General features: G+C 73.8%; 13 protein-coding genes. 2 read left to right on the top strand and 11 right to left on the bottom strand.

Going from position 1 to position 12,891, the window contains the following annotated elements; genetic code table 11:
• Window positions 1-60: 60 nt before the first annotated feature.
• Both ACFPZN_RS41215 and ACFPZN_RS41210 read right to left on the bottom strand, forming a co-directional pair.
• Window positions 61-822, bottom strand: coding sequence for a hypothetical protein (locus ACFPZN_RS41215; protein WP_378288026.1), 762 nt, complete (start codon window positions 820-822; stop codon window positions 61-63).
• A gap of 151 nt (window positions 823-973) precedes the next feature.
• On the bottom strand, window positions 974-1,549 hold the full coding sequence (locus ACFPZN_RS41210; RefSeq protein ID WP_378288025.1) for a DUF1707 SHOCT-like domain-containing protein: 576 nt from the start codon (window positions 1,547-1,549) through the stop codon (window positions 974-976).
• Window positions 1,550-1,746: 197 nt separating this feature from the next.
• Between ACFPZN_RS41210 and ACFPZN_RS41205 the strand changes: the two genes are divergently transcribed.
• Window positions 1,747-2,337, top strand: a complete 591-nt coding sequence (locus ACFPZN_RS41205) for a Uma2 family endonuclease (RefSeq protein WP_378288024.1) — start codon at window positions 1,747-1,749, stop codon at window positions 2,335-2,337.
• On the opposite strand, the gene ACFPZN_RS41200 is transcribed toward ACFPZN_RS41205, so the two are convergent.
• Window positions 2,282-2,890: a hypothetical protein gene (locus tag ACFPZN_RS41200; protein ID WP_378288023.1), complete on the bottom strand. Its 609-nt coding sequence runs from the start codon at window positions 2,888-2,890 to the stop codon at window positions 2,282-2,284. The genes ACFPZN_RS41205 and ACFPZN_RS41200 overlap by 56 nt on opposite strands.
• Window positions 2,891-3,412: 522 nt before the next feature.
• On the opposite strand from ACFPZN_RS41200, the gene ACFPZN_RS41195 reads away from it, so the two are divergent.
• Entirely contained in the window at window positions 3,413-4,123 is a 711-nt protein-coding gene (locus tag ACFPZN_RS41195) for a cupin domain-containing protein (RefSeq protein ID WP_378288022.1), read from the top strand.
• A 43-nt stretch (window positions 4,124-4,166) separates the two neighbouring features.
• Here ACFPZN_RS41195 and ACFPZN_RS41190 read toward each other — a convergent pair whose 3' ends face one another.
• The 8 genes from ACFPZN_RS41190 to ACFPZN_RS41155 form a co-directional block, all read right to left on the bottom strand.
• On the bottom strand, window positions 4,167-5,171 hold the full coding sequence (locus tag ACFPZN_RS41190; protein ID WP_378288021.1) for a sugar phosphate isomerase/epimerase family protein: 1,005 nt from the start codon (window positions 5,169-5,171) through the stop codon (window positions 4,167-4,169).
• Entirely contained in the window at window positions 5,171-6,340 is a 1,170-nt protein-coding gene (locus tag ACFPZN_RS41185; RefSeq protein ID WP_378288020.1) for a Gfo/Idh/MocA family protein, read from the bottom strand. The genes ACFPZN_RS41190 and ACFPZN_RS41185 overlap by 1 nt, the downstream gene beginning before the upstream one ends.
• A gap of 121 nt (window positions 6,341-6,461) precedes the next feature.
• A complete protein-coding gene (locus tag ACFPZN_RS41180) occupies window positions 6,462-7,517 on the bottom strand; it encodes an ABC transporter substrate-binding protein (RefSeq protein WP_378288019.1) in 1,056 nt (351 codons plus the stop codon).
• Window positions 7,518-7,588: 71 nt separating this feature from the next.
• The gene (locus tag ACFPZN_RS41175; protein ID WP_378288018.1) at window positions 7,589-8,686 is read right to left on the bottom strand and encodes an ABC transporter permease; all 1,098 of its coding nucleotides are present in this window, start codon (window positions 8,684-8,686) and stop codon (window positions 7,589-7,591) included.
• Between the two features lie 64 nt (window positions 8,687-8,750).
• Window positions 8,751-10,355 carry a sugar ABC transporter ATP-binding protein gene (locus tag ACFPZN_RS41170; RefSeq protein ID WP_378288017.1) on the bottom strand — a complete coding sequence of 535 codons (1,605 nt, stop codon included), beginning with the start codon at window positions 10,353-10,355 and terminating at the stop codon, window positions 8,751-8,753.
• A gap of 27 nt (window positions 10,356-10,382) precedes the next feature.
• Entirely contained in the window at window positions 10,383-11,567 is a 1,185-nt protein-coding gene (locus ACFPZN_RS41165; protein ID WP_378288016.1) for an ROK family transcriptional regulator, read from the bottom strand.
• Between the two features lie 306 nt (window positions 11,568-11,873).
• Entirely contained in the window at window positions 11,874-12,488 is a 615-nt protein-coding gene (locus ACFPZN_RS41160; RefSeq protein WP_378288015.1) for a GTP-binding protein, read from the bottom strand.
• Entirely contained in the window at window positions 12,469-12,891 is a 423-nt protein-coding gene (locus tag ACFPZN_RS41155; RefSeq protein ID WP_378288014.1) for a DUF742 domain-containing protein, read from the bottom strand. The genes ACFPZN_RS41160 and ACFPZN_RS41155 overlap by 20 nt, the downstream gene beginning before the upstream one ends.

Raw genomic sequence — 12,891 nt, 5'->3', positions numbered from 1 at the left:
CCCGCGTTGGCGCCCTTGCCCGCGTTGGTGGGCTCATCCGCGCCGGTGGGCTTGCCCCCGCTAGCGGCCTTGCCCGCGCCGGTGGCCTCCCGCGTTGGCGCCCTTGCCCGCGTTGGTGGGCTCATCCGCGCCGGTGGGCTTGCCCCCGCTAGCGGCCTTGCCCGCGCCGGTGGCCTTCCCCACGCCCGTGGGCTTGCCCGCGCCCGTGGGCTTGCCCGCGTTGGCGCCCTTCCCCGCGTCGGCGGCCTTGCCCGCGTTGGTGGGCTCATCCGCGCCGGTGGGCTTGCCCCCGCTGGCGGCCTTGCCCGCGCCGGTGGCCTTCCCCGCGTTGGCGGCCTTGCCCACGCTGGTGGGCCCTTCCGCGCCGGTGGGCTTGGCCGCGTTGGTGGGCTTCTCCGCCTTGGCGGCCCTTCCCGCCCGCGTGGCCTTCCCTGGACGCGCGGGCTTCTCGGCCTTGGCCGGCCTCTGCGGCCTGCTCGGCTTCTCGGGCTTGGTGGGGGCGGGGGTCTGTGCGGCCTCCGCCTGCTCCGGTCGCGGCCGCTGCGGGGCCTTGGGGGACGGGCCGGTACCGTTCCACGGGACGTCCGCGTTCCGCCACGCGTCCTGGGCGCGCTGCCAGGGGGACGGTCCCTTCTCCCCCTTCTTGCGCTGTGCGCGGCCTTCCCGGGGCTCGGCGGGCTCGCCGAGGGCCTCGGCCGCCCGGAACGCCAGCCGCCGCCGGATCTGCCGGGAACCGCGCGGGCCGGAGAGTTCGTCCCCGGTGGGCGGTTCCGTCCCCGCCAAGAGCCGGGCACCGTCCTGCTCCGGGGTCCTTGCCGTCACGCCCGCTCCTTCGCACCGTGGCCATCGCCGCACCGGCCATCACGCACCATCGCCGTGCGCGATGGCACACCATCAAACCGCGCCGAAACCGCCTCTGTGCGGACATCCGCGGGATCAGCACCGAAAGGGGTGCGGGAGCGTTTATATCGCCTCAGGGACGGCGAAGATGATCTATTGCCTCGATCGCGCCCTTATAGGCCAGACCCTGCACGTGCACGACCGGTGCCGCCGGGTCCGGCTCGTCCCGGACCTCGGTGGAGACGCCCAGGCCACCGGCCTCGACCCGGACCCCGGGCGGGACGATGATGCGCACGTCGGACTTGTACGCCAGCACCCGCAGCGTGATGACCGGACCGGCCGGCTCGGCCTCGCTCAGGTCGAGCAGGCACTCGCCCTTGTAGGCGGCGACGGTGTAGCGCTCGGGCAGCCGCCACCGCCCGGTGCGGCTGATCCGGCTCTTGTAGGCCATCTGGAACCGGCCGCGGGAACGGCGCCGGGTGTCCGCCTCCGGCCGCCATTCCGGGACGCTCCGCGCCGCGGGCAGGTCGGCGGCCAGCCGGTCGAGCTCGTCGTGGGTGCGGGAGGCCAGCACCAGGTCGATGCGCTCGTCCAGCTCCCGTTCGTCCAGCCGCCCCTCGGCGTAGGCGGTGTGCAGGCGGACGAGCACCTCGTCCCGGTCCTGGTCGGAGGCACGCGGGGCGGGCTCGGTCCGCTCGGCGTTCGTCACGGCGGCTCCTCCTTGGAGGCGGGGGTCGTCCCCCGAGCCTGGAGTCTCCGGGAGGTGGAGGGTCAAGCCCGAAGGTCGAGATGTATCTTAACTCGCCTTTGCTCTCATTTCGAGAGAGCGGGACGCACCTGCGCCGCTTCGCGCGGAGCGTTCCACTACATTCGGCTCAGGCGAAGATCATCGGGGGGAGGGACGCCATGGGCGCACCGGCCGGCCATGCCCACGGCCCGTACACGCTCTACGATCTCGACGCCCTGCCCGAGGACGGGCTGCGCCACGAGCTGGCCGACGGCTGGCTGACCGAGCTGCCCGGTGACCTGTGGCACGACCACGCCGCCGAGCGGCTGACCGAGATCCTGCGGACGGCCGCGCACGCAACGGGCGCGGACGTGCACGTCGCGGGATCGCCCCGGGAGGTCAGCACGCCCGCCGGGATCCGCAGGCCGGACGTGTTCGCGGTCGGGCGGGACGTGGCGCGCACCGCCCTGGAGCGGCAGTCCCGCACCTACTACGGCCCGGACCTGCTACTGGTCGCGGAGGTCGTGACGCCGCGCACCGGCAGCGAGCAGGTCGACCGGGTGCGCAAGGTCGCCGAGTACGCCGCCGCCGGCATCCCGCACTACTGGATCGTCGACCTGGAGCCGCGCCCGGCCGTGACGATGCTGGAACTCGCCTCGCCCGACCCGCGCTACCGCACGGCCGGCAGGACGCGGGCGGGCGAGGAGATCGCGGTCAGCGCGCCGTTCCCGATCCGGTTCGATCCGGCGCGGCTGTCGGAGATGGACTGAGCCCGCCGCGGCGCCGAGCGTAGTAGGCGAGAGTGACGGCGATCAGCAGCGGCCCCCAGGCCAGCATGGGCGCATAGGAGAGCGCCATGATCCATCCGGCGAGGCCCTGCGGGGATTCCGGGTTGCCCATGAAGTCGGGCCCGTCCCAGGCGCGCAGGACGTCCACGCACAACCACATGACCGTCACCGCCCCGAGGAGGGCGGCGGTCACCGCCCCGGCCACCGGGACGTTCCGGCCGCCGACGAGCGGCAGCCACCGCGGGAACACCTCCCCCCACGGCCGCACCAGGCCGAGGGTCAGCAGCGCGGCGCCTTCGGCGATCAGGCTCAGCACGATCACGTACGGGGTGAGCACCCAGTCGGGCCCCTCGTACACGCGGGCGAGCTCCCCGCTGAACCCCATCGGCACGCCCAGGCCCAGCAGGATGCGCCACAGCCCGGCCGGCAGCACCGCCAGGGGCACGGCGTGCGCCGCCCACAGGGCCCAGCGCGGGACGGGCCGCGCGGTCGTCGGGGTCTCGGGCGATTCTGGAAGACGCTCTATGACGTTCACGCGGCCATGCTCGCCAAGGCCGCCCCACCGGGGCTTCCCGCCCGCGGGCGACGTCCTCCCCCGCCAGGGGGAGAAGCTGCGCCGTGCGCGGCACCTGGGCGCGAACGCGGCGAGATCCGGACGGGCGGCCAGGCCGCCGTTCGATGATCTCGGCCCCCGAATCGTTCGTGACGCCCTCGTGCGCCGCGCTCCCGGCGCGGGCTCCCCATGTACGCCCTGTGCGTCGTGGCCGTCTCACCGGCCGGCGGGGACTGCCCGCGGGCCGCTTCGAGGCGGACCGCCCAGGCCGGCGGGTGGCCGCATCCCCCGATCCGGCCGACCCGCCGCACAAGACGGCACGGTCCGAACAGCGGCACCGGCACCGCGGAGAACCCCGCGAACCCCGCGGTCACCGCACCGCGCCCTACGGACCGTGCGCAAGACAGCATGCACGGTCCCGATCAACAGCCGATCAACGTTCGATCAACGCGACACCCCGCGCCGCCCCCGCCCCCGCGCGGCCCGGCCCACTAGGCTCCTGCCGTGCTGCTGCTGACGACACTGGACGCCTGGCGGGCCCAGGACGGACCCCGGTTCGCGCTGGACGAGGCGGGCGCGGTCTGGGCGCCCGACGCGCAGGCGGGCGAGGTGCCCGACGACACCGACGCGCTCGCCGTCGCCGACGACGCCTTCCCCGAAGGGCAGGTCATCGCGGTCGCGTTCGACCCCGCCCCCGTCCCCCCGCGCGGCGTCGTCGACCGCACGCACGCGGCCGGCGTCAGGTACGCGCGGCGCGGGCCGCAGGGCGGGCATGTGGCGTTCCTCTCCCGCCCGGCCACCGCCGAAACGCTCGACCTGCTGCCGCATCCGGAAGGCGGCTGGTTCCGCGAGACGTGGCGCTCCCCCGTCGCCTTCCGGCCCGGCGGCTACCCCGGCGAACGGGCCGCGGCCACCGGCATCTACTTCCTGCTGCCGCCCGGCGAGGAGTCGATGTGGCACGCGGTCCGCTCCGACGAGGTCTGGCTGTGGCATCGCGGCGGGCCGCTGGCCCTGCTGCTCGGCGGCGACGGAGAGCGTCCCGGCGGCGACCCGTCCACCATCATGCTCGGCGACGACCTCGCCGGGGGCCACGCGCCCCAGGCGCTCGTCCCGGCGGGCACCTGGCAGGCCGCACGTCCCGCCGCCGGGCAGGAGGTCCTGGTCAGCTGCGTCGTGTCCCCGGGCTTCGACTTCGCCGACTTCCGGGCGCTGTGAGGCGGCGCCCCCGCACCCCGGACGGGTGCGGGGGCGCCCGCCGTCAGCTGGAGAACGCCGCGTCGAAGGCGCTGTCCGGCGGCTCGATCTCGACGAGGGCCCGGACGAACTCCAGCGACTGGGGCGCGCCCTGGAGCCGGTTCATGCCCGCGTCCTCCCACTCGATCGAGATGGGGCCGTCGTAGCCGATGGCATTCAGCGCGCGGAAGCAGTCCTCCCACGGCACGTCGCCGCGCCCGGTGGAGATGAAGTCCCAGCCGCGCCGCAGGTCGGCCCAGGGCAGGTGGGACGACAGCCGGCCGCGGCGGCCGTCGCCGGTCCGCACCTTGGTGTCCTTGCAGTCCACGTGGTAGATGCGGTCGCGGAAGTCGAACAGGAAGCCGACCGGGTCCAGCTCCTGCCAGACGAAGTGCGAGGGGTCCCAGTTGAGGCCGAACGCCGGGCGGTGGCCGATCGCCTCCAGGGTCCGCACGGTCGTCCAGTAGTCGTAGGCGATCTCGCTGGGGTGCACCTCGTGCGCGAACCGCACGCCGACCTCGTCGAACACGTCCAGGATCGGGTTCCAGCGGTCGGCGAAGTCGGCGTAGCCGCGTTCGATCATCGCGGGCGGGACGGGCGGGAACATCGCCACGGTGTGCCAGATCGACGAGCCGGTGAAGCCCACCACGGTCTCCACGCCCAGCTCGGCGGCGGCCCGCGCGGTGTCCTTGATCTCCTCGGCGGCGCGGCGGCGCACCCCCTCGGGCTCCCCGTCGCCCCAGATGCGGGCGGGCAGGATCGCCTCGTGCCGCTCGTCGATCGGGTGGTCGCAGACCGCCTGCCCGACCAGGTGGTTGGAGATCGCCCACACCTGGAGGTCGTACTTGGCCAGGGTGTCGCGCTTGCGCTGGACGTAGCCGGGCTCCGACAGCGCCCTGTCGACCTCGAAGTGGTCGCCCCAGCAGGCGATCTCCAGCCCGTCGTAGCCCCAGTCCGCGGCGAGCCGGCACACCTCCTCGAAGGGCAGGTCCGCCCACTGGCCGGTGAACAGGGTGATCGGTCGTGCCATCACGCGCTCCCTTCCGGGTCGGTCTTCACGGGCGTCCAGCCGCCGTCGCCGCCCGCGCTGCCCTCGACGGCCTCCAGCACCCGCTGCACCTGCAGGCCGTCGGCGAACGAGGGGCTCGGGTCGGTGCCGTCGGCGATCGCCTTCAGCAGGTCGGCGAGCTGGTGGGTGAAGGTGTGCTCGTAGCCGAGGAGGTGGCCGGGCGGCCACCACGCCCCGGCGTAGGGGTGCTCGGGCTCGGTGACCAGGATCCGGCGGAACCCGGCCGTGCCGGCGTCCTCGGTGTGGTCGTGGAACCACAGCTCGTTGAGCGCCTCCAGGTCGAAGGCGAGGCTGCCGGCCGAGCCGTTCAGCTCCAGCCGCAGCGAGTTCTTGCGGCCGGCGGCGAACCGGGTCGCCTCGAACGAGGCCAGCGCCCCGCCCGAGGTGCGGCCGATGAACAGCGCGGCGTCGTCCACCGTGACCGGGCCGGTGCCGTCGCCGCCGACGACGGGCCGCTCCCGGACGAACGTCTCGGTCAGCGCCGACACCCCGGTGAGCGTCTGCCCGGCGACGAACTGGGCGGCGTCGATGATGTGCGCGCCGATGTCGCCGAGCGCCCCCGACCCCGCGCGGTCCTTCTGCAGCCGCCACACCAGCGGCGACCGCGGGTCGGTCAGCCAGTCCTGCAGGTACTGGGCCCGGACGTGCCGCAGCGTGCCGAGCCGGCCGTCGGCGACCATGCGGCGGGCCAGGGTGAGCGCGGGGACGCGCCGGTAGTTGAAGCCCACCATGGAGCGCACCCCGCGGGCCCGGGCGCGCTCGGCCGCCGCGACCATCGCCTCGGCCTCCTCCACCGTGTTGGCCAGCGGCTTCTCGCACAGCACGTGCTTGCCCGCGTCGAGGGCGGCGACCGCGATCTCGGCATGGCTGTCGCCCGGCGTGCAGATGTCGATCAGCTGGACGTCGTCGCGGCGCAGCAGTTCCTTCCAGTCGGTCTCGACCGACGCCCAGCCCAGCTCGCGCGCCGCCGCCCCGGCCCGGTCCTCCGAGCGACCGGCCAGCGCGGCCATGACCGGTGTCAGCGGCGGGTCGAAGAACGGCCCGACGCTCCGCCACGCCTGGGAGTGGGCGCGTCCCATGAAGGCGTGCCCCACCAGCCCGACGCCGACCGTCGCCCTCTCACTCGTCATGTGCATCCCCTTTCGTGCGCCGTCGCCGGCGCGTTCGAGCAGCGGTCCCCGCGCCCGGCGCGCGCCGGGCACCGCGGCCGGGCCGCCCCCGGAAGGCGGCGGCCCGGTCCCGCGGCCGTGCTCAGGACTCGAAGCCGAGCGGCATGTACTTGTCGACGTTCTGCCGGGTGATGGTCTCCGAGGCCAGCGTGATCGACTGCGGGACCTGCTGCTCCACGAGGTCGGCCATCCCCTTGCCCTGCGCGATCAACCGGGCCACCCGGATCGCCGAGCCGGCCATGGTGGGGCTGTAGGTGACGGTGGCCTCCAGCACCCCGCCGGTCTTGATCTCCCGCATCGCGTTGGCCGAGCCCGCGCCGCCGACCATGAAGAACTCCTTGCGGCCGGCCTGCTTGATCGCGGCCAGCACGCCCACGCCCTGGTCGTCGTCGTGGTTCCACAGCGCGTCGATCTTCTTGTGCGCCTGCAGGAGGTTGGCGGCGACCTGGTTGCCGGTCTCCACCGTGAACTTGGCGTCCTGCTTGGCGGTGACGTTGAACCCGAAGGTCTTCAGCGCGTCGGCGAAGCCCTTGCTGCGGTCCTGGGTGAGGGGCAGCGTCGCGATCCCCTGGATCTCGACGATCACCGGGTTGGTGACGCCCTTCTCCTTGAGCCTGCGGCCGGTGTAGTGCCCGGCGGCCACGCCCATGCCGTAGTTGTCGCCGCCGATCCACGTCCGGTACGACAGCTTGTCGGGGAACACCCGGTCCAGGTTGATGACCGGGATGCCGGCGTCCATCGCCTTGCGGGCCACCTGGTTGAGCTGCTCGCCGTCGTTGGGCAGCAGCACCAGCGCGTTCACCTTGGCGGAGATCAGCGACTCCACGGCGGAGATCTGCTGGTTGATGTCGTTGGTCGGCTCGACCGGCTTCCACGTGACGTCGGAGTAGCGCTTGGCCTGGGCCTCGGCGTTCTTGGTGATGGCCGCGATCCAGCCGTGGTCGGCGGCGGGCGCGGAGAAGCCGATGGTGACCTTCTGGCCGGGCTTGTCGTTGTCGCCGGCGTTGTTGCCGACCTGGGCGGCCGGCGCGGTCTCCTGCTCGGGGTCGTTGCTGGTGCAGGCGGCGGCCAGGCCGCCGGCCGCGACGGCGGCGCCGCCGAGCAGCAGGTTGCGGCGGCTGGGTCGGGCGTTGTCCATGGCGTGCTCCTGGTTGGGGGGTGGGGCGGGAGCCTGGCGGTCGGTGCGGACAGGGTGGGCGGGCGGCGGGGTCAGGTGGGGCCGCGCAGGCCCCGGCGCTGCAGCAGCACGGCGATCACGATGATCACGCCCTTGGCGATCAGCTGGTCGCTGGTCTGCAGGCCGTTGAGGATGAACAGGTTGGTGATGAGCGTGAACACCAGCACGCCCAGGATCGAGCCGACCAGCGTGCCGCGGCCGCCGGTGAGCAGCGTGCCGCCGATGATGACCGCGGCGATGGCGTCCAGCTCGTACAGGTCGCCGTGGGTGCTGGAGCCGGTCGTGGTGCGGGCCATGATGATGATCGCGGCGATGCCGCAGCACAGCCCGGACAGCGCGTACAGGGCCAGGGTCTGGCGCCGCACGTTGATGCCGGCCAGCCGGGCCGCCTCGGGGTTGCCGCCGACCGCGAACGTGCGCCGCCCGAACGTGGTCCGGTTGAGCAGCACCCAGCCCGCGGCGGCCACCGCGGCGAAGATGAACACCACCAGCGGCAGCCCCAGCAGCTTGGTCGTGGACAGCGCCTCGATCGCGTCGTTCTCGGGACGGATCAGCTGGGTCTTGCGGTCCGACATGCGCTGCGCCAGCCCCCGCGCGGCCACCAGCATCGCCAGCGTCGCGATGAACGGCACCAGCCGCCCGTAGGAGATGAGCAGCCCGTTCACCAGCCCGGCGCCGGTGCCGACCAGGATCGCGCACACCGCCATCACGACCGGCCCGTACGACTGGGTCGCCAGCGTCGTCGCCCACACCGAGGCCAGCGCCATCAGCGCGCCCACCGACAGGTCGATCCCGCCGCCGATGATCACGAAGGTCATGCCGACGGTGATGACGCCGATGGTGGACGCCAGCGCCAGGATCCCGACCAGGTTGCCCGACGTCGCGAAGTTGTCGGGCTGGGTGACCAGGCCGACCAGCCCCAGCAGCACCAGCGCGGCGACCAGGCCCAGATGGCGGATCTCGCCGGGCCCGCCCACCGCCCCGTTGCCGTTCCCGTCGCCGTTCGGCCGCTGCCACGGCAGCCGCCCCCAGGGCGGCCGCGACCCGGAGTCGCCGCCCTTGACGGCTCCCTCCCGCGCGGAGGGCCCGCCGTCCAGCCCCTCCTTGGGTCCCACTCCGGCTTCCGTCACAGGGCCTCCTTCGTCGGCCCCGTGACCAGGGTGCTGTGCCTATCGGTTCCCTCGCTCCGCTCGGTCACGTGGCCCTCCCCTCCATGATCATGTTGAGTACCCGGGATTCGTCGAGGTCGCGGCCGGGTGCCTGGTGGATGATCCGGCCCTCGCGGACGACCAGGACGCGGTCGGCCAGCCCGAGCACCTCGGGGACCTCGCTGGACACCAGCAGCACCGCCACGCCCCGGTCGGCCAGCTCGCGGATCACCGCGTACAGCTCCGCGCGGGCGCCCACGTCGACGCCGCGGGTGGGCTCGTCCAGGACGAGCAGGCGCAGGCCCCCCGAGGTCTCGCCGCCGGCGTCCAGCAGCCAGCGGGCCAGGACGACCTTCTGCTGGTTGCCGCCCGACAGCGTCGCCACCGGGCGGCGCGGGTCGGGCGGGCGGATGTCGAGCGCCTCGATCTGCCGCCGCACGTCCGCGTTCTCGCGGCGGCGGTCGAGCCAGCCCAGTTTCGAGTAGCGGCCCAGCCCGGCCAGCGAGACGTTCCCGGCGACCGACTCGTGCAGCAGCAGCGCCTGGCTCTTGCGCTCCTCCGGGGCCATGCCCATCCCGCGCCGCACCGCCGCGCCGGTGTCGCCCGGACGCACCGGGCGGCCGTCCAGCAGGACCCGCCCGGCGGTGGGCCTGCGGCTGCCGTAGACGGTCTCCAGGATCTCCGAGCGGCCCGAGCCGACCAGGCCCGCCAGCCCGACGATCTCCCCCGCCCGGACGGTGAAGGAGACGTCCTCGAACCAGCCCGCCAGTGACAGGCCCTCGACCTTGAGGACCTCGTCGCCGTCCTCGCGGGAGGACCGGCCGGGGAAGGCGTACTCCACGTCGCGGCCCGTCATCAGGGACACGATCCGGGACGTCGGGGTGGTGCGGGCCGGCAGGTTGGTGGCGACGGTGCGGCCGTCCTTGAGGACGGTGACGCGGTCGCCGATCTCCCGGATCTCCTCCAGCCGGTGCGAGATGTACACCACCGCCACCCCGGCCGCGGTCAGCTCCCGGATGATGCGGAACAGGTTGGAGACCTCGTCGTGCGCCAGCGCGGCGGACGGCTCGTCCATGACGATCAGCCGGGCCTCGTGCGACAGCGCCCGCGCCATGCTCACCACCTGGCGGCCCGCGGCGGGCAGCCGGCCGGTCTCGCGGCGCGGCGGGATCTCGCCGTGCCCGAGCCGGGCCAGCAGCGCGCGGGCCTCGCGCTCGCCGTCGGCGCGGCGGGTGAAGCCGAACCGGGCCCGCTCGTGGCCGAGGAAGATGTTGTCGGCCACCGACAGGCCGTCCACCAGGTCCAGCTCCTGGTAGATGGTGGCGATCCCGGCGCGCATGGCCGCGGTCGGGTCGGCCGGGGCGAACGGCTCGCCGCCCAGTGAGATCTCGCCGCCGTCGGGACGGTGCGCCCCGGCCAGCACCTTGATCAGGGTGGACTTGCCGGCGCCGTTCTGGCCGAGCAGGCAGTGCACCTCGCCGGCGCGGACGTCCAGGTCGACGCCGTCCAGGGCGCGGACGCCGGGGAACCGCTTGACGATGCCGCGCATCCGCAGCAGCGGGCCGGCGGCGTCCTCGGCGTCCTCCTCGGGGACGGTGTCGTGCGCGGCCGCGGCCGGGGGGCCGTCGTCGCTGTCCTTCGCAGGGCCCACGGGGGTCTCCTCTGCCGGGGGGTGGGGTCAGGCTGTGGCGAAGACGTGGTCGCTGATGAGACGGGCGCCGCCGATCACGCCGGCGGCGCCGGCGAGCTCGGACAGCACGATCGGGAGGTTGCCGGTCGCCAGCGGCAGCGACCTGCGGTAGACGACGCTGCGGATCTCGGCCAGCAGGGTGTGCCCGAGCCCCGCCACGCCGCCCGCGATGATGACGAGCCCGGGGTTGAAGAAGCTGACCAGCCCGGCGAGCACCTGCCCGACGTGCCGCCCGCCCTCGCGGATCAGCCGGACCGCGACCGGGTCGCCGGCGGCCGCCGCGGCCGCCACGTCCAGCGCGGTGATCTCCCCGGTGGCGGCGAGGATCTCGGCGAGCCGCGCCGAGCGGCCCAGGCGGGCCTCGGCGGCGGCGTCCCGGGCCAGCGCGGCGCCGCCGAAGTAGGCCTCCAGGCAGCCGGTGTTGCCGCAGGCGCACACCGGGCCGTCGTCGGCGACCCGGATGTGGCCGATGTCGCCGGCGCTGCCGGAGACGCCGCGGTAGATGGCGCCGTCCACGACGATGCCGCAGCCGATACCGGTGCCGATCTTGACGAGCAGGAAGTCGTTCACCGAGCGGGCGGGGCCGGCGTGCAGCTCGCCCAGCGCCATGATGTTGACGTCGTTGTCGACCAGCACCGGGCAGCCGAGCTCCTGGCCGATCGCCTCGCGGACGGGGAAGCGGTCCCAGCCGGGCATGATCGGCGGCGCCACCGGCATGCCGTCGCGGAAGCTGACCGGGCCGGGCACCCCGATGCCGGTGCCGTGCACCTCCTGCGGGATCAGCCCCTCGTCGCGCAGCTTGCCGAGCAGGTCCAGGGCGCGGTCCAGGACGACGGTCGCGCCCGCCCGGACCTCGCACGGCTCGCTGACGTGCCCGAGCACCTCCAGCTCGCCGTTGGTCACGGCCACGTCGATCGAGGTGGCCCCGATGTCGAAGGCCACGAACCGCAGCGCGGGCGAGAGCCGCACGATGCCCGAGCGGCGCCCGCCGCGGGAGGCCGCCAGCCCGGCGGCCTCGACCAGGCCCAGCGCGACCAGCCGGTCGAGCTCCACGGCCAGCTTGGACCGGGAGAGGTGCACGACGTCCCCGAGCTCGGCGCGCGAACGCGGGCCCTCGTCGCGCAGCAGCCGCAGCAGTCGTGCCTGGTGCACGTTCTGCGGTCGAGCCGTCATGCGCATCACGCCGTCCCTTCGGATAGTCCCGGCGCCCCGCCGGGAGGTCGCCGAGCGCCGGGCCTGGCGAGAAGGTAACCGTCTTTCGTTCCGTTGAGAAGACCTTTTAATCAGATCGTTCCTAACTTTCTCCTGAGAGAGGACAAAGCCGGAGCGAAAGAGACCCCCGCCGGCCTGCGGCGGCCGGCGGGGGTCTCGGAGCTTCTCGGGGGCGGGGAGGTCGGGGGCTGCGGGGTCGGGGGCGCGGGGTCGGGGGCGCGGGGTCGTCGCGCGGATCGTCGCGCGGAGTCGGTCAGGCGGAGTCGGTCAGTAGGTGAGGGCGCCCGGGTCGCGGCGGCTGCTCATCGAGCGCATGATGTGCTCCACCAGCGCGATGAGCACCTGCTTGGCCGACTCGCGCTCCCGCACGTCACAGTTGATCACCGGGATGTCGGGGGACAGGTCCAGGGCGTCCCGGACCTGGTCGGGCGAGTGCACCGCCGAGTCCTCGAACCGGTTCACGCCGATGATGAACGGCACGCCGCGGCGCTCGAAGTAGTCCACCGAGGCGAAGCAGTCGGCCAGCCGGCGGGTGTCGACCAGCACCACCGCCCCCAGGGCGCCCTTGGCCAGCTCGTCCCACATGAACCAGAACCGGTCCTGGCCGGGGGTGCCGAACACGAACAGCACCAGGCCGTTGGGCAGCGTGATGCGGCCGAAGTCCATGGCCACCGTCGTGGTCGTCTTGTTGGCCACGGCGGAGGTGTCGTCGATCCCGATGCTCTTCTCGGTCAGCGCCTCCTCGGTGCGCAGCGGACGGATCTCGCTGACCGCGCTCACCAGGGTGGACTTGCCGACGCCGAAACCTCCGGCAACGAGGATCTTGACGGTCAGCGCGGATTCCCCGGCGGCCACGGCCGGGTCAGAGCGCACGGATTCCATCGATCACTTCCTTGAGTACGCGCTCGCTGGGGAACTGCGCCACCGGCGCCGGACGCCGGACGCGGACCAGCGAGTGGTCGAGCAGATCGCCCAGCAGCACGCGGACGACGCCCAGGGCGAGTTCCAGTTCCGACGCTATCTCGACCACCGACAGCGGGGTGCGGCAAAGCTCCAAGATCATCTCATGTTCGGGGTCGGGGGCCCAGCCGCCCGTCCCGTGCCCGGCGCCGTCCAGGCCGCCGGCCTCCGCCGTCCCCTCCTCGGTCACGATCAGCGCGACCAGGTCGAGGACCTCGGCGTCGTAGTCGGTGCGTCCGCCGGTGAGGGCGTACGGGCGCACCACCGGCCCGGCCGCGTCGTCGAACCAGGCCGCCCCTTCCCCGGCGTGCGGGACCCGGGACAC

Source organism: Actinomadura rugatobispora (assembly GCF_042656285.1).
In the GTDB taxonomy this organism is placed as follows: Bacteria; Actinomycetota; Actinomycetes; order Streptosporangiales; family Streptosporangiaceae; genus Spirillospora; species Spirillospora rugatobispora.
The sequence above is the reverse complement of the archived record's forward strand: the minus strand, read 5'-3'. Positions and strand labels throughout refer to the sequence as shown.

Excerpts from the sequence above, each read along its gene's own strand:
- ACFPZN_RS41180 (WP_378288019.1), bottom strand. The coding sequence starts at position 7,517 with ATGGACAACGCCCGACCCAGCCGCCGCAACCTGCTGCTCGGCGGCGCC.
- ACFPZN_RS41185 (WP_378288020.1), bottom strand. The coding sequence starts at position 6,340 with ATGACGAGTGAGAGGGCGACGGTCGGCGTCGGGCTGGTGGGGCACGCC.
- ACFPZN_RS41160 (WP_378288015.1), bottom strand. The coding sequence starts at position 12,488 with ATGGAATCCGTGCGCTCTGACCCGGCCGTGGCCGCCGGGGAATCCGCG.
- ACFPZN_RS41165 (WP_378288016.1), bottom strand. The coding sequence starts at position 11,567 with ATGACGGCTCGACCGCAGAACGTGCACCAGGCACGACTGCTGCGGCTG.
- ACFPZN_RS41205 (WP_378288024.1), top strand. The coding sequence starts at position 1,747 with ATGGGCGCACCGGCCGGCCATGCCCACGGCCCGTACACGCTCTACGAT.
- ACFPZN_RS41190 (WP_378288021.1), bottom strand. The coding sequence starts at position 5,171 with ATGGCACGACCGATCACCCTGTTCACCGGCCAGTGGGCGGACCTGCCC.